General features: G+C 71.7%; 23 protein-coding genes and 3 pseudogenes. 15 read left to right on the top strand and 11 right to left on the bottom strand.

Annotation, left to right across the window (positions count from 1 at the left end; translation table 11 throughout):
- Positions 1 to 282 precede the first annotated feature (282 nt).
- Entirely contained in the window at positions 283 to 609 is a 327-nt protein-coding gene (locus tag AC07DW_RS22400; protein ID WP_478859434.1) for a hypothetical protein, read from the top strand.
- Positions 610 to 1,013: 404 nt separating this feature from the next.
- A complete protein-coding gene (locus AC07DW_RS22395; protein WP_478859433.1) occupies positions 1,014 to 3,071 on the top strand; it encodes a pectinesterase family protein in 2,058 nt (685 codons plus the stop codon).
- A 63-nt stretch (positions 3,072 to 3,134) separates the two neighbouring features.
- Here AC07DW_RS22395 and AC07DW_RS22390 read toward each other — a convergent pair.
- Positions 3,135 to 3,354: pseudogene (locus AC07DW_RS22390) on the bottom strand (DUF1062 domain-containing protein); the annotation flags it as partial.
- 95 nt (positions 3,355 to 3,449) lie between these two features.
- Positions 3,450 to 3,929, bottom strand: a complete 480-nt coding sequence (locus AC07DW_RS22385; protein WP_478859432.1) for a carboxymuconolactone decarboxylase family protein — start codon at positions 3,927 to 3,929, stop codon at positions 3,450 to 3,452.
- Between the two features lie 181 nt (positions 3,930 to 4,110).
- On the opposite strand from AC07DW_RS22385, the gene AC07DW_RS22380 reads away from it, so the two are divergent.
- Positions 4,111 to 5,091, top strand: a complete 981-nt coding sequence (locus AC07DW_RS22380; protein WP_478859431.1) for an RNA polymerase sigma-70 factor — start codon at positions 4,111 to 4,113, stop codon at positions 5,089 to 5,091.
- A 312-nt stretch (positions 5,092 to 5,403) separates the two neighbouring features.
- On the opposite strand, the gene AC07DW_RS22375 is transcribed toward AC07DW_RS22380, so the two are convergent.
- Entirely contained in the window at positions 5,404 to 6,663 is a 1,260-nt protein-coding gene (locus AC07DW_RS22375) for an MFS transporter (protein ID WP_478859465.1), read from the bottom strand.
- Between the two features lie 433 nt (positions 6,664 to 7,096).
- On the opposite strand from AC07DW_RS22375, the gene AC07DW_RS22370 reads away from it, so the two are divergent.
- Positions 7,097 to 8,365, top strand: coding sequence for a geranylgeranyl reductase family protein (locus AC07DW_RS22370; RefSeq protein ID WP_478859464.1), 1,269 nt, complete (start codon positions 7,097 to 7,099; stop codon positions 8,363 to 8,365).
- Between the two features lie 477 nt (positions 8,366 to 8,842).
- Here AC07DW_RS22370 and AC07DW_RS22365 read toward each other — a convergent pair whose 3' ends face one another.
- Entirely contained in the window at positions 8,843 to 9,121 is a 279-nt protein-coding gene (locus AC07DW_RS22365; protein ID WP_478859430.1) for a GlsB/YeaQ/YmgE family stress response membrane protein, read from the bottom strand.
- A 490-nt stretch (positions 9,122 to 9,611) separates the two neighbouring features.
- Between AC07DW_RS22365 and AC07DW_RS22360 the strand changes: the two genes are divergently transcribed.
- Positions 9,612 to 9,932, top strand: coding sequence for an STAS domain-containing protein (locus AC07DW_RS22360; protein ID WP_478859429.1), 321 nt, complete (start codon positions 9,612 to 9,614; stop codon positions 9,930 to 9,932).
- 142 nt (positions 9,933 to 10,074) lie between these two features.
- On the opposite strand, the gene AC07DW_RS22355 is transcribed toward AC07DW_RS22360, so the two are convergent.
- The 3 genes from AC07DW_RS22355 to AC07DW_RS22345 all read right to left on the bottom strand — a co-directional run bounded on the left by AC07DW_RS22355 (position 10,075) and on the right by AC07DW_RS22345 (position 11,851).
- Positions 10,075 to 10,596, bottom strand: coding sequence for an anti-sigma regulatory factor (locus tag AC07DW_RS22355; RefSeq protein ID WP_478859428.1), 522 nt, complete (start codon positions 10,594 to 10,596; stop codon positions 10,075 to 10,077).
- Positions 10,580 to 10,846: a hypothetical protein gene (locus AC07DW_RS22350; protein ID WP_478859427.1), complete on the bottom strand. Its 267-nt coding sequence runs from the start codon at positions 10,844 to 10,846 to the stop codon at positions 10,580 to 10,582. Before AC07DW_RS22350 ends, AC07DW_RS22355 begins: the two co-directional genes overlap by 17 nt.
- A 462-nt stretch (positions 10,847 to 11,308) precedes the next feature.
- Entirely contained in the window at positions 11,309 to 11,851 is a 543-nt protein-coding gene (locus tag AC07DW_RS22345) for a MarR family transcriptional regulator (RefSeq protein WP_478859426.1), read from the bottom strand.
- Positions 11,852 to 11,966: 115 nt separating this feature from the next.
- Here AC07DW_RS22345 and AC07DW_RS22340 point away from each other — a divergent pair, with 115 nt between their 5' ends.
- Both AC07DW_RS22340 and AC07DW_RS22335 read left to right on the top strand, forming a co-directional pair.
- On the top strand, positions 11,967 to 13,067 hold the full coding sequence (locus tag AC07DW_RS22340; RefSeq protein ID WP_478859425.1) for a PP2C family protein-serine/threonine phosphatase: 1,101 nt from the start codon (positions 11,967 to 11,969) through the stop codon (positions 13,065 to 13,067).
- 215 nt (positions 13,068 to 13,282) lie between these two features.
- Positions 13,283 to 14,578, top strand: a complete 1,296-nt coding sequence (locus AC07DW_RS22335) for a PP2C family protein-serine/threonine phosphatase (protein WP_478859424.1) — start codon at positions 13,283 to 13,285, stop codon at positions 14,576 to 14,578.
- A 181-nt stretch (positions 14,579 to 14,759) separates the two neighbouring features.
- Here AC07DW_RS22335 and AC07DW_RS22330 read toward each other — a convergent pair whose 3' ends face one another.
- Positions 14,760 to 14,969, bottom strand: a complete 210-nt coding sequence (locus AC07DW_RS22330) for a hypothetical protein (protein ID WP_478859423.1) — start codon at positions 14,967 to 14,969, stop codon at positions 14,760 to 14,762.
- A gap of 119 nt (positions 14,970 to 15,088) precedes the next feature.
- Here AC07DW_RS22330 and AC07DW_RS22325 point away from each other — a divergent pair, with 119 nt between their 5' ends.
- Complete coding sequence (locus AC07DW_RS22325; RefSeq protein ID WP_478859422.1) at positions 15,089 to 15,760, top strand: helix-turn-helix domain-containing protein; 672 nt, start codon at positions 15,089 to 15,091, stop codon at positions 15,758 to 15,760.
- 12 nt (positions 15,761 to 15,772) lie between these two features.
- On the opposite strand, the gene AC07DW_RS22320 is transcribed toward AC07DW_RS22325, so the two are convergent.
- Positions 15,773 to 16,915 carry a S1 family peptidase gene (locus tag AC07DW_RS22320; protein ID WP_478859421.1) on the bottom strand — a complete coding sequence of 381 codons (1,143 nt, stop codon included), beginning with the start codon at positions 16,913 to 16,915 and terminating at the stop codon, positions 15,773 to 15,775.
- A 455-nt stretch (positions 16,916 to 17,370) separates the two neighbouring features.
- Between AC07DW_RS22320 and AC07DW_RS22315 the strand changes: the two genes are divergently transcribed.
- The 6 genes and pseudogenes from AC07DW_RS22315 to AC07DW_RS22290 form a co-directional block, all read left to right on the top strand.
- A complete protein-coding gene (locus tag AC07DW_RS22315; RefSeq protein WP_478859420.1) occupies positions 17,371 to 18,399 on the top strand; it encodes a saccharopine dehydrogenase family protein in 1,029 nt (342 codons plus the stop codon).
- 341 nt (positions 18,400 to 18,740) lie between these two features.
- Positions 18,741 to 19,919 carry a Cmx/CmrA family chloramphenicol efflux MFS transporter gene (locus AC07DW_RS22310; protein ID WP_478859463.1) on the top strand — a complete coding sequence of 393 codons (1,179 nt, stop codon included), beginning with the start codon at positions 18,741 to 18,743 and terminating at the stop codon, positions 19,917 to 19,919.
- A pseudogene (locus tag AC07DW_RS22305) lies at positions 19,916 to 20,047 on the top strand (IS481 family transposase); the annotation flags it as partial. The gene AC07DW_RS22310 and the pseudogene AC07DW_RS22305, both read left to right, overlap by 4 nt.
- A 629-nt stretch (positions 20,048 to 20,676) precedes the next feature.
- Positions 20,677 to 21,264: a lytic polysaccharide monooxygenase auxiliary activity family 9 protein gene (locus tag AC07DW_RS22300; RefSeq protein WP_478859419.1), complete on the top strand. Its 588-nt coding sequence runs from the start codon at positions 20,677 to 20,679 to the stop codon at positions 21,262 to 21,264.
- A 168-nt stretch (positions 21,265 to 21,432) separates the two neighbouring features.
- Positions 21,433 to 22,455 carry a chitinase gene (locus AC07DW_RS22295; RefSeq protein WP_478859462.1) on the top strand — a complete coding sequence of 341 codons (1,023 nt, stop codon included), beginning with the start codon at positions 21,433 to 21,435 and terminating at the stop codon, positions 22,453 to 22,455.
- 116 nt (positions 22,456 to 22,571) lie between these two features.
- A pseudogene (locus AC07DW_RS22290) lies at positions 22,572 to 22,802 on the top strand (NUDIX hydrolase); the annotation flags it as partial.
- 28 nt (positions 22,803 to 22,830) lie between these two features.
- On the opposite strand, the gene AC07DW_RS22285 reads toward AC07DW_RS22290, so the two are convergent.
- A complete protein-coding gene (locus tag AC07DW_RS22285) occupies positions 22,831 to 23,451 on the bottom strand; it encodes a DJ-1/PfpI family protein (protein ID WP_478859418.1) in 621 nt (206 codons plus the stop codon).
- A gap of 71 nt (positions 23,452 to 23,522) precedes the next feature.
- Here AC07DW_RS22285 and AC07DW_RS22280 point away from each other — a divergent pair, with 71 nt between their 5' ends.
- Entirely contained in the window at positions 23,523 to 24,479 is a 957-nt protein-coding gene (locus AC07DW_RS22280) for a helix-turn-helix domain-containing protein (protein ID WP_478859417.1), read from the top strand.
- Between the two features lie 123 nt (positions 24,480 to 24,602).
- Here the strand turns inward: AC07DW_RS22280 and AC07DW_RS22275 are convergent, their stop codons facing one another.
- Complete coding sequence (locus AC07DW_RS22275; RefSeq protein WP_478859416.1) at positions 24,603 to 25,805, bottom strand: trans-sulfuration enzyme family protein; 1,203 nt, start codon at positions 25,803 to 25,805, stop codon at positions 24,603 to 24,605.
- Positions 25,806 to 25,826 lie beyond the last annotated feature (21 nt).

The following is a 25,826-nucleotide window of genomic DNA, read 5'->3' as shown; positions in this document are numbered from 1 at the left end:
TTCGGCCGGCCGCATGGCCATCCGCTCCCGGCCGGCCCCGGCGCGCCTCACCGGCCGGCCCCGGCTCGCGGTGCCCCGCTTTCCGCCTCCGCGGTACTGCCCGCGCCAGTCCCGGACACTCCCCGCGGACGGCTCCGAACAGGCCGGACGGCGGAGCCGCGTCCCGGACAGCCCCTTCCTGTTGCCCCGGCCCAGGGGGCGCCAACAGGCTCTGGGTGTCGCCCCAGCAGGGCGAGTCCCCCGCCGCTCGTGGGGGGCATCCCATCGGGAGGGAAACCGGAAATGTCTCGTACTCGCAAGATCCTGACGCCCTTGACCGTGCTGATCGCGGGAGGAACCCTCGCCGCGACCGGGATGGCGCCCGCCGTGGCAGCCACCCCGGCACCGTCCGAGTCCGCCCCCGCCGTAGCGTTCGTGGGCTGTGCCTCGCTGACCAGCAACGCCAACGGCAGGGCGCAGGTCAAGAACATCTGCGGCAAGACGATCAACGCCACCGTCTCCGTCGACTGGGCCTGGGACCCCGGCTGCAAGAGCATCGGCGCCGGGAGGTCGGCCACCTTCACCTGGGACTCGACCGCGGGCAGGGCCCAGTACGCGTACGAATGCTGATGTCTTCGGAGTCAGCCGTTCTGAGCCGAAGGGGGCCCGGCGGCCGGGCGCGACGTATCGGCCCGGAGCGGGGCCGCGCGCCGGCCGACACGGTGCCGTGACAGAACGGCCGGGCACGGCTCCCTGGCCCCGTCCTTGAGGGAAGTCGTCACGGCCGGCCGCACGCCGAGGAGCGGCCCCGCACCCAAGGGTGCGGGGCCGCTTGCGTGCTTCCGCGGCCTGGCCGGCCCTGCGGTGCGCGGCCGCCGCTTCACGCGGCCCGGCTTCCGCGGGCGGCCCGCGGGGCTCGGTGCCGCACACCCCGACGATCGCCGTTCCACGGTGTGGGGCGAGCACGGCAACCCTTTCGGTCCCGGCGGCGACCACAGGTCGATCGTCCCCTCCACCCGGAACGGAAACCGCCCATGAGCTCGACCCGCCGCACGGCCCGTCATCGCAGACCGCAGAGGATCCTGACGTTCGGTGTGCCGCTGGCGCTGGCCGCTTCCGGAGTTCTGGCGTACGGGTCGGTGTTCGGACTGGGCGAGGGCGAGAGGGCCGCCGCAGCGGCGGCTCCGGCCTGGGCGACCGCCGCCGCCGACGGCTTCGCCTCGGTCGACGCCCTCGGGCAGAACGGCACGTACGGCGGTCGTGGCGGCAGGACCGTCACCGTCAGGACGCTCGCCGACCTGGAGAAGTACGCCACCGCCCCCGAGCCGTACGTCATCGTCGTCGCCGGCACGATCCACGTGGCCCCCGTCGGAAAGGAGATCAAGGTCGCCTCCGACAAGACGATCATCGGCTCCGGAACCCTGGGGCACATCGTCGGCGGCGGCTTCTTCCTCGGCCGGGGCGTGCACAACGTGATCATCAGGAACCTGACGATCAGGGACTCGTACCAAGGCGTGTGGAACGACAAGGAACACGACTTCGACGCCCTCCAGATGGACGGCGCCCACCACGTGTGGATCGACCACAACGACCTGAGGCACACCGCCGACGGACTGATCGACGTCCGCGAGGACAGCACGTACGTGACGGTGTCCTGGAACAGGCTGAGCAACGCCAACAAGGCTTTCGGCATCGGATGGACGCAGAACGTCGTCACCGACATCACGATCCACCACAACTGGATCCGCGAGACCGAGCAGCGCAACCCGTCCACCGACAACGCCGCCCACGCGCACCTCTACAACAACCTCCTGGAGGACGCCCCGGGCACGTCCATCAGGTCCTCCTACGGCAACTACGCACGCGGCAGGACGCGGATGCTGCTGGAGAACTCCTACTTCCAGGGCATGAACAATCCCGCGATCAGGGACGCCACCGCCGCCCTCGTGCAGCGCGGCAACATCTTCTCCGGCACGAACGGACGCAACGAGAGCGGCGGCACGGCCTTCGACCCGAAGACGTTCTACGGCTACACCCCGGACGCGGCCGGCAACGTGCCGGCGCTGGTGAAGTCCGGGGCCGGGCCCCGCGGTTCCCTCGGCACCGCCGTCACCACCGCCACCACCGCCACCACGACCGCCACCAGGACACTCACCGTCGCCAAGGACGGCACCGGCCAGTACAAAACGGTCCAGGCCGCGGTCGACGCCGTACCCGTCGACAATCCCGACCGCGTGGTCATCTCCGTGAAGCCCGGTACGTACCGCGAGACGGTGGACGTTCCGGCGAACAAGCCGCACCTGACCATCCAGGGGTCCGGCGCAAGCCGCAAGGACACGGTGATCGTGTACGGCAACGCGGCCGGCATGCGCAAGCCGGACGGTTCGGGCACGTACGGCACTCCGGGCAGCGCCACGGTCGCCATCCGGTCGGACGACTCCCGACTCCGTAACCTCACCGTCTCCAACGACTTCGACGAGGCCGCGAACCAGTCCCTCACCGGCCACCAGGCGGTCGCCCTGCTCACGACCGCCGACAGGATCACGCTGGACGGTCTTATCGTCACCGGCGACCAGGACACCCTGGAGCTGGAGACCGCGGCGAAGGACAGGCCCGGCCGTGTCCTCGTCACCAACTCCTACATCGTCGGCAACGTCGACTTCATCTTCGGCCGTGCCACCGCCGTGATCGACCGGTCGGTCATCACCCTGAAAAAGCGCTGGAACGGCACCTCGGCCGGCTACATCACCGCCCCCAGCACCCCGGCGGGCCGTAACGGCATCCTCATCAACCGCTCCACGGTCAACGGTGACGTGGCCGCGTCCTCCTTCCACCTGGGCCGGAACTGGCACCCCGGCGGCGACACGACGGCCGACCCCCAGGCCACGGTCCGCGACTCGATCCTCAGCGCCGCGATCAAGCGCGCTCCCTGGACCGACATGGGCGGCTTCTCCTGGAAGGACGACCGCTTCGCCGAGTACATGAACACCGGTCCGGGCGCCGGTCCGAAGAGCACCGACCGGCCCCACCTGACCGGCACTCAGGCCGCGTCCCAGGAGGTCTCGGACTGGCTGGGGGACTGGACCCCGTAGTCGGTGGGACGAAGGAGGCCGGGGCCGGTCCGGCGGATCGTGCCGGACCGGCCCGACGAGGGCTCAGCGCTCGAGCGTGAAGGTGAAGTCGCCGGACAGCCTGCCGCTCAGCCGGACCGCCGAAACGAGCGCCCCTTCCGCTCAGTCCCTCGACCTCGGCCCGCGAAGGACCGCTGCCTTCGGCGATCAGTCGCACCGGCCGGACAGGAATCCGCGCCGCGAAGCGGACCGAGACGCCGAGCACCTCGCGGTCCGGGCGATCCGGGCCGCCGGTGTCGCGGCGCCCGGACGGCGGCGCCGTTCGACTGGTTCTCGCACGCGGGCCGCGCGCAGGCCGACCGCGGAACGGAACCGTCCGCCCCCGGATGTGACGGTAGATCAGTTCGAGAATCCGGCGAACATGCCGGGCTCGTACGAGCCCCCCGGATTGTGCACGATCACGTTCATCCGGGTGGCCGCGTTGATCAATGAGACCAGGCACACCAGCGCACCGACCTGGTCGTCGTCGTAGTGCTTGCGCACCTCCGCCCAGGTGTCGTCGGAAACGCCCCGGTCGCCGAGCCGGGTGCCTTCCTCGGCGAGCGCCAGCGCGGCGCGCTCGGCCTCGGTGAACACGGTGCTGTGCCGCCAGGCGGCCACCAGGTTGAGCCGGAGCGCGGTTTCACCGGCGGCCGCGGCCTCCTTGGTGTGGGCGTCGACGCACAGGCCGCAGCCGTTGATCTGGCCGACCCGCAGCTCCACCAGTTTCTGGAGGGGCTTCGGCAGAGTGGAGCCTTCCAGCGCCAGCGCGGCGTTGTAGAACCGCTTGGCGACCTTCGCGGCGGTCGGGCTGTCGAACAGGTTGAAGCGGGGTTCCATGACGTCGTCCTCACTCGTGGTGTTCGGTGCTGTTGCACTGGACGGACACGAGATGCCGCCGGTCGACCTGTTGTGACGGTCCGCCGATGTGGCGTGCGCCACCGTGCGCGGGTGTCACAAAACGGGGCCGGCCGGCGTCTGGTGTCCGGCGCAGTCGAGAGCGAACGGGCAGGAGCGGGCGATGACCGACCGAAGTGCGGGCGACTGGACGAGGAACCCATCCGGGCCGGTCGGTCGAGGCGACCGCGATCGCGAGGCCGACCGCCACCGCGACGGCGACCGCTCGGACGGAGTCACCCAGGCGTTCCTCGCCCACCGCAACCTGCTGTTCACCGTCGCCTACGAAATGCTCGGTTCGGCCGCCGACGCCGAGGACGTCCTTCAGGAGACGTGGCTGCGATGGGTGGGCGTCGATCCCGGCGGCGTGCGGGATCAGCGTGCGTACCTGGTCCGGATCACCACCCGGCAGGCACTGAGCCACCTGCGCACGCTCGGCCGGCGCAAGGAGTCCTACGTCGGCCCCTGGCTGCCCGAGCCGCTGCTCACCGCGCCCGACGTGGCCGAGGAGGTCGAGTCGGCCGACAGCGTCTCCATGGCGATGCTGCTGGTGCTGGAGACGCTCGCCCCGACCGAGCGAGCGGTGTTCGTGCTGCGCGAGGTGTTCGACCTCGGGTACGACGAGATCGCCGGAGCCGTCGGCAAGAGTCCGGCCGCGGTCCGCCAGATCGCCCACCGGGCACGGGCCCGCGTCGCCGCGCGCCGACCGCGCGAGGTCGCTTCCGCCACCCAAGCCCGCCGCACCGTCGGGGCGTTCCGGCGGGCGGTCGAAACGGGCGACCTGCAACGCCTGCTCGACATCCTCGCGCCGGACGTCGTCCTGCTGACCGACGGCGGCGGAGTCGTGCGGGCCGCGCTGACGCCCGTCGTGGGGGCCGGCCAGGTGGCCCGCGTGCTGGGCAGGATCGCCGCCGCGATGTCGCTGGAGCCGACACGGGTCAACGGCGACCCGGCGTTGATCGTCCGGCTGGACGGCGAGATCGACACCGTCATGGCGATGCGGATCGACGGCGGTCTCATCGCCGGGATCTACGCGGTGCGCAATCCCGAGAAGCTGTCACGTCTGGAGCGGGTGACGGTTCTGGAGACCGCCTTGCGCCGCTGAGCGCGGGCGACGGCGCCCGCAGACCGTGAGCACGGTGCGCCCGGGAGCCCTTCAGGGAGTCCACCGGATTCCGGCCGTACATGGCCGGCACCAGCTCGCTCGCCGTGCCCCGGGCGGAGGCTTCGGCCGTGTCCGGTTCCCCGTCGGCAGCCGTGGCGGGCGTGATGCCCGGCGTGGTGCCCGGCGTGGGGAGAGGAGCGGTCCGTGCGCCGTCGGCGGACAGCCGGAGGCGCCAGGAGCGGCCCTGGGTGGCGTGGTAATCGACGCCCGGACCGCGTCCGCGGGCCGTAGGCATGGCCGTCTGACGGTGTGTCAGGCGCTCCGGGACGGTGGAGGGGGTGCTGCCTCCGCCGACTGTCCCACGGGAGCAGCGACACGGCGGGGGAGGAGCAGCGGGGTCGCCAGCAGGAGTACGCCGGCGAGGCCGATCGCTGTGCGCGGGCCGAGCAGGCTGCCGAGCACGCCCCAGACCGCGGTCAGGAGCGCGGTCGTGGCCTTGGTCGTCACCGCCCACGCCGTCAGCGTGCGGGCGACCCTGTCGGTGGCGGTCCGTTCGAGGCGGTAGGTGGCGTGGACGGGGTTGAAGATCCCGCAGCAGAGGATGAGGCCGAATTCGACGCCCATCACCAGCACCAGCCCCCCGGTGCCCGGCCCCAGGAAGATGAGGCCGATGGGCCAGACCGCGCGTAGGACCCCGGTCACGACCAGGACCCGGTGCTGTCCGAACCTGTTGACGAGCGGTCGGGCCAGCCGTGACCCGAGCAGCCCGCCGATCGACGGCGCGGCGAAGGCGAGGCCGTACTGCCAGGGGGCGAATCCGAGTTCGCCCAGCATCAGGACGGCCAGGAGCGGCGAGGTGGCCATCACCAGGCCGTTGAACAAGGCGGTGTTGAAGAACAGCGGTCGCAGCGTCGCGTCGGCGAGGATGTGCCGCCAGCCGTCGAGCAGGTCCCCGGCGCGCACGCGCGCGACCTCCCGGCGCTCGGGCCGGGGCTCCTGCCCGCCCATCGCGCCGATGCCCAGGGCCGAGAGCAGGTAGCTCACCGCGTCGGCCACCACCGTCGCCACCGGACCGAGGAGCCCGATGACCGCGCCGCCCAGCGGCGGTCCGATGATCGTGGTCGTCCAGGCCGTGGACTCGAACCGGGCGTTGGCGACCAGCAGGTCCTCGGCCGGCAGCAGCGTCTTCAGGTACGCGCCCGAGGCGGCGCGGAAGGTGATGTCGGCCGCCGCGACGACCACCGAGACCAGCAGGAGCTGGAGAAAGGTGAGCACACCGAGCGCGAAGGCGGCGGGGATCGTCAGCAACGCCGCGAACCGCGCCAGGTCCATCGCCATCAGCACCGGCCGCTTGCGGCGGAACTCCACCCACGGGCCGAGCGGCACCGCCACGGCCGCGCCCACCAGAGCCCCCACGGAGGACAGCGCGGCGACCTCGGCCGGTCCGGCGTGCAGCACCTGGACGGCGATCAGGGGGAACGCGCCGAAGGCGAGCCAGGTGCCGAGCGCGCTGGTCCCGTACGCCCCCCAGAGCCACCCGAACCGCCGGCCCAGCCGGTGCCCGCTCCTCATCCCCGTCACCCCTCGCTCCCCGCCCGCACAACCGATCCGCGGTCAGAGGCAGCAAAGCGAGCGAGATACGCGGGATCACACCACCACGGGTCGCCACGACCGGCGGGTGACCACAGGGTAGCGGCACGGGCGCCGACAGCGGGTCGCGGGCCGGGCACCCCGACGCCGCGGAACCTCACGGCGTCCGGCGGCATCCGCGGCGAACCGCTCCCGGGTACCGGCACGGGTGGTACCGGGCCCGGTGATCCGGCGAGGTGGGAGAGACCGGCATGCCCGCAGCAGGGGACATGCGCCGTTCGCCTTCGTGTGCAGCGCGCCGCCGATCATCCATAGTGGTCGGGTGAGCACACATAGCGATGACGAGGGCGCGGGCGGGGTCGGCGGTCGGGGCAGTCGGCAGGACGGCCACGGAGAGTCCGAGGAGGCGCAGGTCGTGGTGGTGGGCGCCGGTCCCGCGGGGTCCGCGGCCGCGCTTCATCTGGCCCGGGCGGGCGTGGACGTCCTTCTGCTGGAGAAGAGCGGCTTCCCCCGGGACAAGGTGTGCGGGGACGGGCTGACGCCCCGGGGCGTGCACCAGCTGGTGCGGATGGGAATCGACGTCAACGCTCCCGGGTGGACCCGCAATCGCGGTATGCGCTGGGTCTGCTCGGGCCGGCAGGTCGAGATCGACTGGCCCCGTCTGGGCAGTCACCCCGACTTCGGGCTGACACGCAGCCGCCATGACTTCGACGACATCCTCGCCGCCCACGCGGTCGGCGCGGGGGCGCGGCTGCGTACCGGGGTGAGGGTCACCGCGCCGTTGACCGACCGGGCAGGGCGGATCACCGGCGTGACGGCTGTGGCCGGTCCCGACAGACGCCCCGTCCTGTACCGGGCGCCGCTGGTGGTCGCCGCGGACGGCGCCTCGGCCCGCACCGCCGTGCTGATGGGGCTGGAACGCGATCCCCGGCGCAGCATCGCCACCGCCGCCCGGCGCTACTACCGGAGCGAGGCGCGCTCCCAGGACCCCTACCTCGAACTGTGGGCCGACCTCCTGTGCAGCAGGACCGGCCGGGACCTGCCCGGCTACGGCTGGGTGTTTCCCCTGGGCGACGGCCGGATCAACGTCGGGCTCGGCGCCATGCCGCGCCGCCACCACGGCCCGGTGGACCTGCGTGCGACCATGGACCGGTGGCTGTCCCGGCTCCCGGACGACTGGGGCCTGAGCGAGGAGAACGCCACCTGTCCGCTGCGCAGTGCCGCCCTGCCCATGGGCTTCAACCGGCACCCGCAGTACCGGCGGGGGTTGCTGCTCGTCGGGGACAGCGCCGGCATGGTCAGCCCGTGGAGCGGAGAGGGCATCGGCCAGGCCATGGAGGCCGCCGAAGTCGCCGCCGAGACCATCGCCCTGGCCCTCGCACGACCCTCCGGAGCGGGGCGGGAACACGCGCTGCGGCAGTACCCGGCGGAGATCAACCGACGCTGGGGGCGCTACTACCGCCTCGGCAACCTCGCCGGCGACCTCGTCCTCGGCCGCTACGGCTACCGGCCGATCCTCCACCCCCGCGTCATGGCCTCACCGCCCCTGCTGCGGACCCTGGCGCGCCTGCTCACCCATGTGGCCGACGAGCCGCCCCGGGACACCGTCGACGCCGTACTGCACGCCCTCCTGCGCGCCGTGCCCCGCCCCCGTCCCTCCGCCCGCCGTACACCACCGTCCTGACGTGCCCGCGGTCGGTCTCCCCCGGCGGACGACCCACGTGGGGGTGGTGACGGAGCGCCGGGCGGGCGCGCACGCCGGCTGATTCCGCTGTTCGGCGTTGCCGCCACCCGGACCGGGCGGTGGCAACCCGAAGCCGCCGCTTGATCGCGGACCTCCAGAGCGGCAGGACGCCCTGCAGACCGTCAGCTCGGGTAGCGATCGGCTGGCCCCACCGGGGCCGCACATCTACGTTTTCGATCCGTCCGGGAACAGCCGGAAGTCCGCCCGCCCGGGACGTCTCGAAGAACGAGTGCGGCACCTGAGCGGCCGCCGCGTGGCGCTGCCCCGTTCCGCCATGCGCCGGCAAGGGGCGCGTCGACGACATCGTGCGCCATGTGCACCGGGCCTGACCGACAGCCGGCCGCCACCACACTGACGGCTCCCGCCCTGCGAACAGGGGGGAGCCGTTCAAGTGTGTGGGGATGGGTGCCGCGCGGGTTACGCGTGGCGGTGGGAGTGGCGGTTGCCGGTGACGAGGCGGTAGATGAGAAGCAGGATGACGGAACCGATGATCGCGGCGATCCAGGTGGAGACGTCGAAGAATCCGTCGATGGAGTCGACGCCGAAGATGACCTTGCCGAGCCAGCCGCCGAGCAGACCGCCGGCGATACCGATGAGCATGGTGATGATGATGCCGCCCGGGTCCTTGCCCGGCATCAGGGCCTTGGCGATGGCGCCGGCGATCAGGCCGATGATGATCCACGCGATGATGCCCATGGTGTGTCTCCGTCTCGTCGTCGTATAAAGGCGGTGTTAAGTCATCGTCTGCACCGTCCGGGCCCGAACAAACATCCCTGTTGCATCGGATTGCTTTTCCCCGCCGCCGTGGCGCACCGCCAAGCCCGTCCTCCGCCGCCGAGGGTCGGCGTCCGGGTCGCCGGCAACGAGCCGGTGCCGGGGCTGTTCGCCGCCTCTTCGCGAACGGCGCGGGACGCGCACGGCGGTGTGCGGGTCAAGCTCTGGTCCGTATGCGGAGAACAGGCTCGCCCTGATCGGCATGGCTGTGCCACGCTGCCAAGAAGCCAGCTTGTCTGGTGAGGGCCCCCGCGCTGTCTCGCGGCCACGGTCGGTGGCCGGAGCGTGGTACGGGAGTCCTGCTCGGCCGCCGCTACCCCCTTGCCGCACGCTCGGCGGACCGCCCCCACGGGTGACGTCCGTGAAGGGCTCGATCCCGAATGGGGAACGAACCATGTCAAAGGTGTTCAGCGTGACAGTCACCCACCTTCCCGACGAGACCGTCATCGCGGTGGCCGGTGAGATGGACGTCACGACATGCCCTGACGTGGACAGTGCCGCCACCGTCACACCCGTCGGTGGGAAGACTCTGTGCCTGGATCTGGCCCAGGTGTCCTTCATCGACTCCATGGGACTCAACCTGCTGCTGCGGTTGCGCCGTCGCCTCCGGGCCGATGGCAGCCGGCTCGTCCTGACCGGCCTGCGGGACCAGGCTCGGGACCTGCTGCACCTCACCGAGACCTACGCGCTGTTCGACGTCAGCGAGCGCGGCTCTGTCTCCTGCTCGTGCTGAAGAGTGCCCTCCCGCACCCCACTTACCTGCCGCGTCACCATCCGGTGTCCGCTCGGCACGCGCCGGTACGGCCGGCTGGGGGATCGTGACGGTTGTCCGCCGCGCCTTCCCCCTGCCGCGGGAGCCGGTGGGCAGGTGGCGTTCAGGGGGAAGCCCAGCGTGTGGCGATGATTGTGGTCCCCCGTTGCTCGGCTGTACTGATGTGGAAGTCGTGCATGAGGCGGCGTGCGCCGCCCAGCCCGTGACCCAGGCCCGGCCCGGTGGTGTAGCCGTCGGTGAGAGCGGCGTCGGGATCGCTGATGCCGGGGCCGTGATCGGTGACCGTCAGCCGCAGCCCTTGTCTGTCGGCGTGCCGAATCAGTTCGATGGCGAGGTCGCCTCCGCCTGCGTGGACGTAGGCATTGCGGGCGAGCTCACTCGCGGCGGTGACGACACGGGTCTGGTCCACCAGGGAGAACCCGGCCCGGAGGGTGGCTGCTCGTACCGCGTGGCGTACGACGACGAGGTCCTCCTCGCTGTTGAGCGGGTAGTGGGCGACCGACCCGTCCGAGCCGGATCCGCCTGCGCCGTCCCCGGCGAGGGCGGGCCGGCCGGGAGCCGGCGGCGGATCACCATGGCTCACGGCGGCCGAGGCCGGCGGGACCGTTTCATCGCCCGCGCGCATGTGCCGCCTCCACGCCCGACAGGTCGAGGTCGCCTTCCACCGGGGTGACGGCCTCGGCCGGGCACGCGGTCACGAGGCCCCGGCCACCCGCGAGCCGGACGGTGATGACCGGGTCGATCAGGTCGCGTGCGACGAGGGAGCCGACCAGCCGTGGCCGGGACATGCCCAGGGGGGCATCATCGACCTGCTGAGCGACCGTGCGCCCGGTGGGCCCCGGGGCGCACGCCCCGGCGGCTGTGTCGTGGTCCATTTCGCCCTCCCATGACAGTTGCCGTGCGACAAATATCTGCCTCAGCGTAGATGATCACCGCCGGGTTGGTGGCACATGCAGTCGCTTTGCGGACGCCCGAGCGTGGTGTGCGGCCCTTGGCCGTACAGAACGCCCATGGGAGACGCGGCATGGGTGAGGCGGCGCTCGGTCGACGTCACACTGCCGACCGGTCCTGGCGCAGGAGGCGCGTGGGTGGCCCGGACGGAATGACTGCCCGTCAGGGGCCGGGTGGGGAAAAACCGTAGGCCCGCGATGGATGTGCCATGCTTGTGGCCGAACTCTTGCCATGCGGCAATACTTGCCGTTTGACAACGACGCCGCTGAGGCAAGACGCTGACCTCAGCGCCCGACGACTGACCGAGTCGGGTGCGAGCAGGCGGCGGCCCCTGACAGAAGGAATGGTGAACGTTGCACAGGCAGTCCTCCCGCGGCCGACGCCGGTCAAGCGGTTTCCGTCACACCGTCCGCACCCTCGGCACGGGACGTGAAGCCGTTCGCCGCGCGACGGAAGCCGATCAGGCCCTGGACGAGAGCTGCTCTGGCGGCCGGCGTCATGGAGGCCATGACCTCCGCCAGCATGGTTTCCCGCCGGGTCCGCAGGTCGGAAAGGTAGTTCGCGCCCTGGGCCGTCAGCCGCAATTGCAACTCGCGGCGACTGGCTGAACTGAGCGACCGCTCGATGAACCCCAGTGCCTGAAGCCGGTCGCACATACGGCTGATGGACGAAGGGGCGGATCCGAGTACCTCGCCCAGCGTTCTCAGATTGATGCCCTCGTGCTGATCCAGAACGTACAGGACCTTCAGCTGTGACGATGAAACGGGCGCTGTCGCCACGTCGTCTCGGCTGCGATTGCATAGCAGCTCAAACAGATCGGCTACTTCTCGGGCCTCCCGTGCGGCAGTATCCCGGCCGGCTCCGAAGGACGCCTGAGAACGTGTGCCTTCCGATGCGGCACTCGACAGTCCGGTCAGATGCTGCGGCATCGAAGTCCGTCCTCTCCTTTGCTTTCTCTCCCCGAACAGGCGGTAACCGACGGTGGGCAGATCCAGGGTCGAGCGCGCACTGCGCCGAGCAGAGCCGCACGCTCTTCTCGAAGTGGTGCGAAAGGCGATCACCGAAGACTTCGCGGCGATCTCCGTCGACCTCCTCATGGCCGACTACGCGATGACCATACTGCAACCGCTCGACGTGCTCCCTTACACCACCGAGCCGATTCAGGTGAACGGCAGCTCCCCGGGTCGTGCGTTCAGCTCCCAACTGCCCTACGTCGAGACCGACCCGCACACCGCCCACGTGACGGTGCACCTGCCCGTAAGTGTGCGCGGAGATCGCCTGGGAGTGCTGACCGTCCGTCTGCCCGCGGAGCACTTCTCCCCGGAATCACCGCAAGAACTACAGGACATCGCCGAAATCCTCGGCCATGCCATCGTCGTCGCCGAACGAGACACCGACCTGTACCTCCAGGCCCGCCGCGCCAACCGGCTCACGCTCGCCGCCGAGATGCAATGGCAACTGCTGCCCGGCCGGTCCTGCGCACGGCCCGAGTACGAGATCGGTGCGCAGCTGGAGCCCGCCTACGCGATCTTCGGCGACAACTTCGACTGGTCCACCACCGCCGACCACCTCACCCTCACCGTCACCAACGGCATGGGAGCGGGCATCGAGGCCGCCCTGCTCACCAACCTCGCCATCAGCGCCCTGCGAAACGCGCGCCGCGGTGGCCTGTCTCTCGCAGACCAGGCGTATCTGGCTGATCAGGCCGTTTACGGTCATTACCGCGGGCGGGCATATCTCTCCACCTTGCTTCTTCGTTTCGACCTCGTCACCGGCGAGACGCAGATCATCGACGCCGGTTCCCCGAAGATGTGGCTCCTGCGGCAAGGAAAACCGGAAGAGATCGAATGCGAAGCGCAATTGCCGCTCGGCATGTTCGAAGACACCAACTACACCACGCAGCACTTCCAGGCCGAACCCGGGGACCGGCTCCTTTTCATCAGCGACGGCGTGTACGACGTCGCCTCCGCGGCCGGAGAACGCTACAGCGAGAAAGCCCTGGCCCGCGCCATCCTCGGCACCCGGCTGCTCCCCCCTTCACAGGTCCCCCGCGCCATCCTCCAAGAATTGGTCGGACATCGCGCCCCCGCCAACGCGTCCGACGACGCGATGGTCGTCTGCCTCGACTGGCACGGCAGGCCATGACGGGCCGACCCCTCTCACGCGGAGCGCGGGCCGCGGACGTCCAGGCCATCGCGCCGGACAGGGCAAGCCGCGCGAGCCGCGGCGCGCACGGTGCTGTGGCAACGTCGGCCACAGGCCGCTCCGACTCCCGGGACATACCGGACGCGGAGCAAGAGGGAGGCGAAGCTGTACCCAGGAGCGCCTGCTGAGGCCACGGCGTGGTGGAAGGAGAGGGCATGGACGATTTCGAGGTGGACCAGGTGGTCCAGCGGGCGTTGGACCGGCTGACGCTCCTTGCGGAGACCACCACCGCCATGACGAGCACTCTCGACCCCTACGCCGCGGTACGCCGGGTGTGCCGCATCCTTGTGCCCCAGTTGGCCGACTGGTGCGCGGTCGATCTGCTCGAGGACGACGGGCGCCCGCGCCGGGTCAGCGTCGTCCACCGCGATCCCGGCACACTGCCGGTCGGCGGTCTGACCGGCCTGCTCCCGGAACTCCCCGAAGAGCCCGTCGGCCCGCTGTCGCGCGTACTCATCGGTGCCGGCCCCCTGCTCCTGACCGCCGCCGACATCCCCGCGCCTCACGATGCCGCCGACCCGCTGCACGCCCGTCAGCTGGAGCTGTTCGAGCAGCTCGGCACCCATACCGCCGTCGTGGCCCCCGTGCGCGCACGTCGGCAGGTCCTCGGAGCGCTGACCATCGGCCGCTCCGCCGACCGTGCCCCCCTCACCTCCGACGACCTGGCCATGGTCGAGGATCTGACACACCGCATCGCACTCGGCGTGGACAACGCCCGGCTGCACCGCGAAACCCAGCACATCGCCGAACGCCTCCAGCGCTCCCTCCTGCCCACCCTGCCCCAAACGGGCCCCCTGCGGCTGGCCGCCCGCTACGCACCCGCTGCCACCACCGCCGAAGTGGGCGGCGACTGGTACGACAGCTTCGTCCTGCCCAACGGCAGCACGACCATGATCATGGGTGATGTGACCGGCCACGACCTGCGCGCCGCGATCACCATGAGCCAGCTGCGCAACATGCTGCGCGGCATCGGATGCGACCGCCAGGAACCCCCGGGGCACATCCTGCGCCGTCTCGACCTCGCGCACCAGTCCCTCTACCCCCATGCCACCGCCACCTGCCTGTACGGCCTTCTCGACCAGGACGACACCGCCCACTGGGCGATCACCTACTCCAGCGCCGGCCACCCCCCGCCCCTGCTCGTCACCCACGAGGGCGACACTCGCTACCTCCAGGGCGGCCGTGGCCTGCTCCTCGGCGTCGACCCCGACCACCCGCGCGACCACGCCACCGAAACCCTGCCCGCCCGCTCCACCCTGCTCATGTACACCGACGGACTCATCGAGCGCCGCGGTGAAGACCTCGGCCACGGCATGACCCGCCTACGACAGCACGCGGCGGCGCTCGCCCGCGAAGAGCTCGACACCTTCTGCGACGAACTGCTCAACGGTATGAACACCGACCACGCCGACGACATCGCACTCCTCGCCGCGCGAATCCCCGCCTCATAGCGAACGGGCTGCCCCCGCCGCTGTCCGCCGCCGACCGTCCGGCCCGCCTGGCCCGTGGTGCCGGGGCCGGGGCCCGGCCCCTCGGCCTCACCGGCACGGCGGGGCGGCAGCGACCGAGGCAACGGCTGTGCGGCGAACCCGCCACGCTCACGTGGCACGGTCCGGACTCCCTTGGCGACACTCACCCGTGCGGGTGCAGACGGTCGGCGAGGAAGGCGAGGATCTCGTCTCGCGCCCGGACCGTGGGCTGTACGCCGGCGAACTGGCCGGCCGCTGCCCGGCCGCCGACGTGCGGCCCGAGGACCTGGTCGTCACCGATGCGGGGGTGACGACCACGGCCGCCTTCAGCGCCATGTACGACTTCGCGCTGGACCTCATCCGCCGGCACCACGGGGCCCGGGTGGCCCGGACCACCGCCCGTATCGCACTGGTCGACGACGCGCGCACCTCCCAGACCCCGTACGTCGATCCGCGGCTCCTCCCGCAGGCCGGGAGTTCTCCCAGCGGGTCATGCGGCAGCTCGACCGGAACCTCGCCGAACCGTACGACCTCACCTCGCTCGCGGCCACCTTCCGGGTCAGCACCCGCACGCTGCTGCGCCGCTTCACCGCGGAGACCGGACGCAGCCCGCTGGCCCATCTGCAGGCCGCCCGGGTCGGTCGCGCACGCCATCTTCTGGAGACCACCGACCGCACCGTCGCCGCCGTCGCCGCGGACGTCGGCTACCGGGACCCCGGCACCTTCGCCGCCCTCTTCGCCCGGCACACCGGCCGCCGCCCGAGCGCCTGTCGGGCCGCCTTCCGCCACACGGACGGTCGTCGGCCTGACGGCGACCAGCGCGTGCGGTACGTGCGCTCTCCAGGGAGGCCCTGGGCCGGCAGGCCCGGCGGGACCTATGGAGGGTCGGTCACAGCGCGCAGGGGGGATGGCCGGCCATGCGCTTCCGAGGTCGCCCGGCCGGTGAACCGGAACCGACCACACCGGCCCCACGCATCACGCCGCAGTCGGCGCCCCGTCGACGAGCGGAGAGACGCGCGCCCGCCTCGCGGTGGTGGGGCTGCCGGCGACAGCGGTACGGCCGGGGCAGCGCCGGACGGCGGGGGAGTCCGTTCTCGCGGACGCCCCCGCCGCCAATTTCCGGTGCCGGGTGCCGGGTGCCGGCGAACCCGCCCTCCGGCGTGACCGGCGCCCCGGTCAGGCGGTGTGCAGCCGGAGGCCGTAGCGCCCGAGGATCTCGTTGACGGGCTGGAACCATGTCTCGCCGCCGGAGGAGCAGTTGCCCCACCCACCGGAGGTGACGCCCTGGGCCTGGTCACCGCTGATGAAGGACCCGCCCGAGTCGCCGCCCTCGGCGCACACACTGGTCTTGGTCATCTGGTGGACGGCGCCCTGGCTGTAGTTGACGGTCTCGTTCTTCGCCAGGACGGTGCCGCAGTGCCACCGTGTCGTGGAGCCCGACCGGCAGATGGAGGCACCGATGGGCGCCTCGGCCGAGCCACGCACCAGGCGGTCCGGCACCGTGCCCCAGCCGAGCACCACCGGGACGGTCCACCAGCCGCTGTGGACGCTCACGTACGCGTAGTCGTCGCCCGGGAAGGAGGAGCCCTGGAACGTCCCCATCGCGGACCCGTCCCAGCCACGCACGGCGGCACCCGCGCGACCGCAGTGACCGGCGGTGACGAAGCCCCCGTGCACGGAGAAGCCGATGGAGCAGCGGACGTTGCCGGTGTAGTAGGGGTCGCCGCCGACGGTGCCCGCCGCGTACGTGACCGGGGCGCGTTCCGTCTCGGCGACCGTGACGGGGCCGGCCAGGCGGGCCCGTTCGACGAACGCCCGCACGGCGGGGCCGTTCCGGTCGGCCCGCACCACGGTGACGACGACGCGGTTGGCCCGGGGGTCGACGTGCCAGCCGGCCACTCCGGCGGGCGCCGGCGAGGAGTCGAGCCGGCTCTTGACCCGGTCGAGGAGGGCCGCGCCGTGCCGGACGAGCCGGGTCTCCGCACCGAGCGCCTTCACCTCGGCGACCTTGGCGGGGTCGGTGAGCGCGACGACGAGACGGCCCTTCGCCGGGTCGAACCAGGAGCCGCCGTACGCGGATCCCGCGGAGCGCTGCGCCTGCCGTTCGACCTTCACCGCGGTCCGCTCGGCCAGCAGCCGCTGCTCGGCCTGCTCTCGGGTCAGGCCCAGGTCGAGGCGCATGCCGTCGATGAGGCCGGCCTCGGCCGGCCGCGAGGTGTCCGGGGTCCCGACGGCCGAGGCGTGGGGGCCGGTCGCGCTCAGGGCGGCGGTGAGCAGGAACGCCGCGGCGGCGGCGCGCAGGACGGTCAGGCGTCTCATGATTCCTCCGATGGACGACAGGGCCCGGCGACCGCAGGCCCAACAGTCGTGAGAGCGCTCTCAACGACCGCCAGGCTAGCCGGGTCAACTTGTCAGGTCCATACCATCAGGGGGGCGTAATCGCGTCAGGCACTCGGTCGGCAACCACGCGCCGCGGCCCGCCCGTGGCCGAGTGGCCCTCCGGCGGTCCGCCGACCGCCGCGGCTCGCCGCCGGCGCCGGTAGCACCGCTCCCGGTAGCGCCGACACCCGGTACCGAGGTGGACGCCGCCCGGACGGGGTGCCGGCCGATCGCCATGGCGCGCCACGGCCCGAACAGGTCGCGGCGTCCGGGAGGCATGTCACCATGCCGTGTCCGAAAGTGTGCGTCCGCTGTCGTTTCCGACGATCGTCTGCGGGGCTGATCTTGGCCAGAATGCTCGTGACAGCTACGGCGGAGCAACACGGGGAGCACCCATGGGATCGAACAAGATGGTCGCGGTGTACGGCGCTTACGGGCACACAGGACGGTTCGTCGTGGCGGAGCTGACGAGGCGTGGGTTCGTACCGGTCCTGGTCGGACGCGACGCCGACAGGCTCAAGGACCAGGCGTACGAGACCGGACTGGACGCCCGTCCGGCACCGGTCGACGACCCGGCGGCGCTCGACCGCGCGCTGGCCGGCACGGCAGCCGTGATCAACTGCGCCGGTCCCTTCGCCACGACGGCCGCCCCCGTGATCGAGGCGGCCCTGCGAGCCGGGGTCCCGTACCTGGACGTGGCGGCCGAGATCGAGGCCAATGCCGACACCTTCGCGCACTTCGCCGAGCGGGCGGCAGCCGCGCGAGCGGTGATCGTCCCGGCGATGGCCTTCTTCGGCGGCTTGGGCGACCTGCTGGTCACGGCGGCGATGGGCGACTGGACCGAAGCCGACGAGGCGCACGTCGCGTACGGCTTGAACCACTGGCATCCCACCGCCGGAACGCGCTCGGCGGGCACGGTCTCCCGGCAGCGGCGAGGCGGTCGGCGCATCCGCTACACCAACGGGCGCTTGGAACACCGCGACGACGCCGCGCCGACCCAGCGGTGGGACTTCCCCGAGCCGATGGGGACCCGGTCCGTGATCGCGGAGTTCACCATGGCCGACGTCGTGACCGTACCCAGCCACCTCCCCATCCCCGAGGTGCGCACCTATATGACGGTCGAGGCGGCCCGCGACGTCGTGGCCGCGGACGCACCGACACCCGCCGCGGTCGATGAGCAGGGGCGGTCGGCCCAGACCTTCCTCGTCGACGTCGTCGTACGCTCCGGCGGCGACGAACGGCGTGCGGTGGCCCGGGGCCAGGACATCTACGCGATCACCGCGCCACTCGTGGTCGAGGCGGTCGACCGCGTCCTCTCCGGACGGACCGAGGCGATCGGGGTCGCCTCGGCGGGCAAGATCTTCGACGCGCCCGACTTCCTGCGCGCGCTGTCCCCGCACATCACCCTGGAACCGCGCTCCTAGGGAGTGTCCGGAAAATATCGGCGTTCACCCGAAGGGCGTCGCGGGCCGGGCGAGACTTCACGGACACGACCTGGGTGTCGCGGGACATGAGGGTGGCGAGCACAGGCCGATGCCGGTGAAACCAGGGTGCCTGGACGGGCGTCGGTCGGGTACCGTGCGCGCCATGTCGAGTCCTGAGTCGGACAAGGTGGGGGCTTTCGGTCACGCCGTCAGCCCCCTGAAGCCCTGAGCTCGTAGCCCTGTCGTCGCGCCGCACTCCGTGGCGGGACGAGTGTGCCCGTGGGGGCCGGCCGCGGTGACGAGATGACCTTCTCGTGCTTCTCCTCACCTCGGAGCCTTCGATGCCTCTCTCGCTGTACCTGCTCGCCGTGGCGGTCTTCGCCATGGGCACCTCGGAGTTCATGCTCGCCGGCCTCTTGCCGGACATCGCCTCGGATTTCAACGTCACCGTCGGGACAGCGGCCATGCTCACCTCGGCCTTCGCGATCGGCATGGTCGTCGGCGCTCCTCTTGTGGCCGCGCTCGCCCGCAACTGTCCCAGGCGCTCCAGCCTTCTCGGATTCATCCTTGCTTTCGCGGCAGCTCACGCCGCGGGGGCCGTCACCACCAGCTTCCCGGTCCTGTTCGCCACCCGGGTCGTCGCCGCGCTCGCGAATGCGGGGTTCCTTGCCGTCGCTCTGACGGCTGCCGCCACGCTGGTCCCGCCCGGAAGGAAGGGACGTGCCCTGGCCGTGCTGCTGTCGGGCACGACGGTGGCCACGATCGCCGGTGTCCCTGGCGGGTCGGTACTCGGCACGGTACTCGGCTGGCGGGCCACATTCTGGGCTGTCGCCGCTCTCTGTCTGCCCGCTGCTCTTGGTGTCCTGAAGGGCATCCCCGCAGGACGGGTGAAGGAGGAGGTGACGGGCGGGCCCGCCCTGCGGGTGGAGCTCGCCCTGCTCACAAGACCGCGGTTGATCCTGGTGATGCTGCTCGGCGCGCTGGTGAACGCGGCGACATTCGCAAGCTTCACCTTCCTCGCCCCTCTGGTGACCGACACTGCCGGGCTGGGTGAGCTGTGGATCTCTGTCGTTCTGGTGCTCTTCGGCGCCGGTTCCTTCGTCGGCGTCACCGTCGCCGGCCGGCTGTCCGACCGGTGTCCCGGTCTGGTCATCGCGGTCGGCGGTCCGCTGCTGCTCGTCGGCTGGCCGGCCCTGGCCGTACTGGCCGACAAGCCGGTCGCCCTGTGTGCCCTCGTCTTTGTGCAGGGCGCGCTGTCGTTCGCACTGGGCAGCACGCTGATCGCGCGAGTCCTCTACGAGGCCGCGGAAGCCCTCACCATGGCCGGCTCGTACGCGACCGCAGCGCTCAACACCGGCGCCGCCGCCGGTCCCCTCATCGCCGCGACCACCCTCAGCACAAGGGCCGGGGACCTCGGGCCGCTCTGGACCAGCGGACTCCTGATCGCTGTCGCGCTACTCATCGCATTCCCCCTCCGCACCGTCGTCGCGGCCGGCCGAAGCGCCGAGGTCCTCCAGTGACACATGCGAACGCTCCCTCGCGCATCGAAGGAGGTCGAAGGCTCGTGGAACGCCGCCGCCGTCCGATCGCCCACGTGGCAGCCGAGACCGGCGTCTTTCGCGCCTGCCTGTCCAAGTGGGAGAACCGATAAGACACATACTCGCGAACCAAGGCGTGCGGATCGGCGAACGCACCGTGGGCCGATGGCTGGCGGTGGCCTGGGGCTCCGGGGCCGGGGCGTGGCCGGCGCCAGGCTGCCACCGGGGGACGAGCGGCGTGTCCGGGCCGCGACGCCGCCAGGGCTGAGGCGGCCGAGCGGGTGGGGGCGACGATGCCGATCCCGCCGTTGGCGAGGTCGAAGGTCACGGCTCCGACGACCTGGTCGCCGAGCGCGAAGAGGGTGGCCGGGCGCCGCTGACGAGCGCGTAGTGGATGGCGGGACTGCTGTTCCCGGGCGACCCGCGTGGTACCGGCCGCGGCACCGTGTGCGGCAGCTGCGGTGCGGGCGCGCTGGCACGGTCGTCGTTCGCCATGTGCGACACGCCCCGGCCGCGCCCGGCCCCGACGCCGTTCAGTCGTTTCGGCGTCGACCCAGGAATTGGTATGGACATGCTCAACCGGCGGGTCTAGCCTCGCACTTGGTCTAGACCGCAGCGGACAGCCGTCCTCCGGACAATCACTGCCCTGCCGCCCCCCACCCCCGTCGCTCCACCCGGCAGCGCACCGGACGACAACGTCCGCCCCCACCGGCACCCCCACGATCACGGGAGCGCACCCATGCAGCGGAAGCTCACCTCGTTACTCGTCGGCCTCGGACTGCTCGGCGGCACCTTCCTCGCCACCGCCGGTACCGCCCAGAGCCACGGCTACACCGATTCGCCCGTCAGCCGGCAGCAGCTGTGCGGCAACGGCACCGTCCGCGGCTGCGGGCAGATCCAGTGGGAGCCGCCCAGCGTGGAGGGCCCCAAGGGCTTCCCCCGCGGGCCGGCCGACGGACGCATCTGCGCGGGCGGCAACGGCCGCTTCTCCGAGCTGGATGACCCACGCGGCGGGGCGTGGCCCGCCACCACCCTGACGGCGGGACAGAACCACACCTTCGTCTGGCGGATCACCGCACGCCACGCCACCACCGACTTCCGTTACTACGTCACCAAGGACGGCTGGGACCCCACCAAGCCGCTGACCAGGGCCGACCTTGATCCGCAGCCCTTCCTGACGGTTCCCTTCGGCGGCCGCCTCCCCGGATCCACGGTCAGCCACACCGGTGTGCTGCCGCACAAGACCGGGCGCCACCTCATCCTCGGCGCGTGGAACATCGCCGACACCGGCAACGCCTTCTACGCCTGCTCCGACGTGCGGTTCTGAGCCGGACCCCGCAGCACACCCACAGACCGGACCTTGGAAGGGGAGATACCCGTGTCCGGATTCCGACGCACCAGGCGGACGCCGCCGCCGACGCCGCCGCGAGCCGGTGGCACACGCACCGTACGGCCGACGGCCGCCCTCCTCGCGGCCACCGCGCTCGCCCTCGGGCTGCTCGCCGCCGCCCCGGACACCCCGGCCGCCGCCGAGGCTCCGTCCGCCCACCCCTCCGCCGCCGCCACCTGCGCGACCAAGCCGCGCCCCCAGGGCAAGGTGCTCCAGGGCTACTGGGAGAACTGGGACGGCTCCGCCAACGGCGTCCATCCACCGTTCGGATGGACCCCGATCACCGACGCCCGCATCCGCGCACACGGCTACAACGTGGTCACCACGGCCTTCCCGGTCATCCGGTCCGACGGCACCGTGCTGTGGGAGGACGGCATGGACGCCACCGTGCGGGTGCCCACCCCGGCCGAGGTGTGCCAGGCCAAGGAGGCCGGCCTGACCGTGCTGATGTCCATCGGCGGCGCCACCGCCGGCATCGACCTCGGCTCGACCGCCGTCGCCGACCGGTTCGTGCAGACCATCGTCCCCATCCTCAAGGCGAACAACTTCGACGGCATCGACATCGACATCGAGACCGGCCTGGTCGGCAGCGGCGACATCAAGCGGCTCTCGCCGTCCCAGAGCAACCTGATGCGGATCATCGACGGCGTCCTCGCCGCCATGCCGCCCGGCTTCGGTCTCACCATGGCTCCCGAGACGGCGTACGTGACCGGCGGCAGCGTGGTCTACGGCTCCATCTGGGGCGCCTACCTACCGGTCGTCAAGAAGTACGCCGACAACGGCCGGCTGTGGTGGCTCAACATGCAGTACTACAACGGCAGCATGTACGGATGCTCCGGCGATTCCTACGAGGCGGGCACCGTGCGGGGGTTCACCGCCCAGACCGACTGCCTGGACCGGGGCCTCACCGTGCAGGGCACCACCATCAAAGTCCCCCTCGACAAGCAGGTCCCCGGACTGCCCGCCCAACCGGGCGCAGGTGGCGGCCATATGGCGCCATCCCTGGTCGCGCAGGCCTGGAACGCCTACGGCGGCAGGCTGAAGGGCCTGATGACGTGGTCGATCAACTGGGACGGATCGCGCGGCTGGACCTTCGGCGACAACGTCAAGGCGCTCCAGCACCGCTGAGCCCCGCCGTCCATCCGCCCGCCCCCGCCCGCCCGACAGGACGCGCGGGGGCGGGAGCACCCACCCTGCTTCCGGCTTCACGTGGACTCCCGGACGATTCCCGCGCCGTCGCACGGGCGGGAGTCGAGCACCACAATGTCGGCGTCCTCTACCGCGTCCGCATCACCGGTGGCCGGCTCCGGCCGGAGCCGAACGGCGACGTCGCCGCGTCGGTGTGGACGGCGATCCCCGTTGTCGCCGGCCTGCGCCGGTCATCGCTGGTGGACGTCGGCCGCACGCTGGCACAGACCCTGCCGGCGACCGGTCATGTCGCTCCCGTCCCGGTCGGCGGCCTGCTCCAGCACTGAGGCGGCACCCCCGGCCGCCCCGCCTGTGTCACCCGGCGACGTTCGTCCACACGTACTCCATCTGGTGGGCGGTGCGACGAGCGAGGTCCTCGCCGAAGAGCCGGCCGACGATGTGCAGCGCGGCATCGATGCCCGCGCTGATCCCCGCGGAGGTGACGATGTCGCCGTCGTCGACCCACCTGACGTCGGTGCGTACCCGGACGCCCGGCCGGCGTCGGGCCAGTTCCTCCTGATCCTCCCAGTGGGTCGTGGCGGGGCGGCCGTCCAGCGCCCCGGTGGCGGCCAGCAGGAAGGCCCCGGTGCAGATGCTGAACGTCAGCGCGGAGGTACGGCGGCGCCGGTCGAGCCAGTCGATGACGTCCGGGTCCGCCTCGACCGCCGTGGTGACGCCGCCGGGGATCACCAGCACGTCGAACGGCGGCGCCTCGTCGAGGATGTGGTCCGCCACCACCTTCAGCCCCCCGCGCGCCCGGACCGGGCGATCGGTCGTCGCGACCGTCAGGACCCGCAGCAGGGGCTCGTCGTCGGCGGTACGGGCAAGCCGGCCGGCGGTGCTGAAGACCTCGAAGGGGCCGCCCATGTCGAGGACCTCGACCTCGTCGAAGACGAGCATGCCGAACGTCAGTGGAGCCGTGGTCACAGGTTTCATGCCACCAGGTTCGGGCCTCCCCGGTCCGGTCCGGCAGTGTCGGAAACGGCATCGATCGCTAGGATCGCGTCATGCGCTCCCGCCATCGGATCGCCTGCCTCGTCTTCGACGGGATGGGCCCGTTCGAGTTCGCCACCGCGGCCGAGGCGTTCGCCGTCCCCCGGCCCGAGCTGGACGTGGACTGGTGGTACGGGTTCGAGCTGTGCGCCGAGGCCCCCGGGCCGCACAGGGCCGTGGGCGGTTTCGACATCGTGGTCCACCACGGCCTGGACCGGCTCCGCCACGCCGACACCGTCATCGTCCCGGGCGTCGCCGACGTGCGCCGCCCCGTGTCCGCGACGGTGTTGCGGGCACTGCGGGACGCGCATGCGCGAGGGGCACGCGTGGTGTCCATCTGCAGTGGCGCGTTCGCCCTGGCCGCCGCGGGTCTGCTGGACGGCAAGGAGGCGACCACGCACTGGCGGCACGCCCGTCTGCTGCAGGAGCGCCATCCCGAGGTGACGGTCAACGCGTCGGTGCTGTACGTGGACCATGGCTCCGTCGTCACCGCCGCGGGCACCGCCGCCGGCATCGACGTCTGCCTGCACCTCATCCGCAGCGACCACGGCGCCGACGTCGCCGGTCGCGTCGCCCGCCGCATGGTCGTGGCCGCGCACCGCGAAGGCGGCCAGACCCAGTTCGCCGAACGACCGGTGGGGCACGTACCTCCCGGCGATCCGATCAGCAACGCCATGCGGTACGCCCTGGACAACCTGCACCGGCGGCTGACCGTCGACGAACTGGCGCGCGTCGCCCACCTGTCGGTACGCCAGTTCGAACGCCGCTTCGCGGAAGCGGTCGGTGGGCCGCCGGGCCGCTGGGTCACGCACCAGCGGATCCTGGCCGGCGCCGTACTGCTGGAGTCCACTGACCATTCGGTCGACGCAGTGGCCGGCCGGGTGGGCCTGTCCGTCGCCGGTTTCCGCCACCACTTCAGGGTGACCATGGGGGTCAGCCCCTCGTCCTACCGCCGCCAGTTCCGGCCCTGACCGGCACCGCCGAGCGCCGCGCGGCCGGCCGCGCGGCCCGAGGCGACCGGCGCCGTCCCGTCACCGGCCGCCCCGCCGGACGCCCGGCGGCCCGAGCCATCAGGCACCCGGGCACTCAGGCGCTCAAGACCCCTTCGCGGCCCGGTTCAGGGCCTGCTCCAGGTCCGTCCACAGATCCTCGACGTGCTCGATCCCGACGGACATCCGTACCGTTCCGGGGCCGATACCGGCCGCGTCGAGGGCGGCGGCGTCGAGCTGCCGGTGCGAGGTGGAGGCCGGGTGCATCACCAGGGTCTTCACATCGCCCAGCGAGGCGGTCAGGGCCGCCAGGCGGACCGCCTCGATGAAGACGCGGCCCGCCTCACGCCCGTCCGCGAGGTCGAAGGAGACGACCCCACCGCCGCCCTTCGGCAGCAGCCGTCGCGCGATGGCACGGTCGGGGTGCCCGTCGAGCGCCGGGTGGCGAACGGCCGCCACCGCCGGGTGCGCGGCCAGCCGGCCGGCCAGATCGAGGGCGCTCGCGCTCTGCCGCTCGATGCGCAGCGCCAGCGTCTGCAGACCGCGCAGGGTCAGCCAGGCGGCGAATGGATCGGTGATGGCGCCCTGTTCGATGGCGTAGTGGCGGATACGGCCGTACAGCTCGGCGTCCTGGAAGACCGCGATCCCGCCGAGGACGTCCGCATGCCCGGCCAGGTACTTCGTCGCGGAGTGGATCACGATGTCCGCGCCGTACTCGACCGGCCGGCACAGCAGCGGCGAGGCGAAGGTGTTGTCGACCGCGCTGGGGACGCCGGCCTCGGCGGCGACCGCGATCAGGGCGGGCAGATCGGCGACCCGGGTGGTCGGGTTGGCGATGGTCTCCAGGTACAGCAGCCGCGTGCGGGGCCGCAGCGCCCGCCGCACCTCCTCGGGGTCGGTCCCGGACACGTACGTCACCTCCACACCCCACCGCGCGGCGAGGTCGGTGAGTACCGCGTACGTACCGCCGTAGAGGCATCGTTGCGCGATGACATGGTCCCCGGAGGCCAGCAGGCCCAGCAGAACACCGTTGATGGCACCCATCCCCGAGGCGTAGGAGAGGGCGACGGCTCCTCCTTCCAGCCGGGCGACGGCGTCCTCCAGGGCACGGACGGTGGGATTGCCGAGGCGGCTGTAGACGAAGGCGTCGGGCGAGTGGCAGGCGTCGGCCATCGCCTCGGCGCTGTCGAAGGCGAAGACGTGCCCTTGGTGGAGCGGGACACCCAGACGCGTGCTGCCGGTGATCGGGACCCGGGGAGGGTGGACCGCGAGGGTCTCGGGCCGGAGTGCTGCGCTGTCATGGCTCATGCAACCGAGTGAAAGGGAGAC

Source organism: Streptomyces sp. NPDC045701 (assembly GCF_056432045.1).
This window is presented reverse-complemented; position numbering and strand designations above follow the sequence as displayed.

What these genes read in the sequence shown, in the direction of transcription:
- AC07DW_RS22400 (WP_478859434.1), top strand. Translation starts at nt 283, where the DNA reads ATGTCTCGTACTCGCAAGATCCTGACGCCCTTGACCGTGCTGATCGCG.
- AC07DW_RS22395 (WP_478859433.1), top strand. Translation starts at nt 1,014, where the DNA reads ATGAGCTCGACCCGCCGCACGGCCCGTCATCGCAGACCGCAGAGGATC.
- AC07DW_RS22385 (WP_478859432.1), bottom strand. Translation starts at nt 3,929, where the DNA reads ATGGAACCCCGCTTCAACCTGTTCGACAGCCCGACCGCCGCGAAGGTC.
- AC07DW_RS22380 (WP_478859431.1), top strand. Translation starts at nt 4,111, where the DNA reads ATGACCGACCGAAGTGCGGGCGACTGGACGAGGAACCCATCCGGGCCG.
- AC07DW_RS22375 (WP_478859465.1), bottom strand. Translation starts at nt 6,663, where the DNA reads ATGAGGAGCGGGCACCGGCTGGGCCGGCGGTTCGGGTGGCTCTGGGGG.
- AC07DW_RS22365 (WP_478859430.1), bottom strand. Translation starts at nt 9,121, where the DNA reads ATGGGCATCATCGCGTGGATCATCATCGGCCTGATCGCCGGCGCCATC.
- AC07DW_RS22355 (WP_478859428.1), bottom strand. Translation starts at nt 10,596, where the DNA reads ATGCGCGCGGGCGATGAAACGGTCCCGCCGGCCTCGGCCGCCGTGAGC.
- AC07DW_RS22350 (WP_478859427.1), bottom strand. Translation starts at nt 10,846, where the DNA reads ATGGACCACGACACAGCCGCCGGGGCGTGCGCCCCGGGGCCCACCGGG.
- AC07DW_RS22345 (WP_478859426.1), bottom strand. Translation starts at nt 11,851, where the DNA reads ATGCCGCAGCATCTGACCGGACTGTCGAGTGCCGCATCGGAAGGCACA.
- AC07DW_RS22335 (WP_478859424.1), top strand. Translation starts at nt 13,283, where the DNA reads ATGGACGATTTCGAGGTGGACCAGGTGGTCCAGCGGGCGTTGGACCGG.
- AC07DW_RS22325 (WP_478859422.1), top strand. Translation starts at nt 15,089, where the DNA reads ATGCGGCAGCTCGACCGGAACCTCGCCGAACCGTACGACCTCACCTCG.
- AC07DW_RS22320 (WP_478859421.1), bottom strand. Translation starts at nt 16,915, where the DNA reads ATGAGACGCCTGACCGTCCTGCGCGCCGCCGCCGCGGCGTTCCTGCTC.
- AC07DW_RS22315 (WP_478859420.1), top strand. Translation starts at nt 17,371, where the DNA reads ATGGGATCGAACAAGATGGTCGCGGTGTACGGCGCTTACGGGCACACA.
- AC07DW_RS22310 (WP_478859463.1), top strand. Translation starts at nt 18,741, where the DNA reads ATGCCTCTCTCGCTGTACCTGCTCGCCGTGGCGGTCTTCGCCATGGGC.
- AC07DW_RS22300 (WP_478859419.1), top strand. Translation starts at nt 20,677, where the DNA reads ATGCAGCGGAAGCTCACCTCGTTACTCGTCGGCCTCGGACTGCTCGGC.
- AC07DW_RS22285 (WP_478859418.1), bottom strand. Translation starts at nt 23,451, where the DNA reads ATGAAACCTGTGACCACGGCTCCACTGACGTTCGGCATGCTCGTCTTC.
- AC07DW_RS22280 (WP_478859417.1), top strand. Translation starts at nt 23,523, where the DNA reads ATGCGCTCCCGCCATCGGATCGCCTGCCTCGTCTTCGACGGGATGGGC.
- AC07DW_RS22275 (WP_478859416.1), bottom strand. Translation starts at nt 25,805, where the DNA reads ATGAGCCATGACAGCGCAGCACTCCGGCCCGAGACCCTCGCGGTCCAC.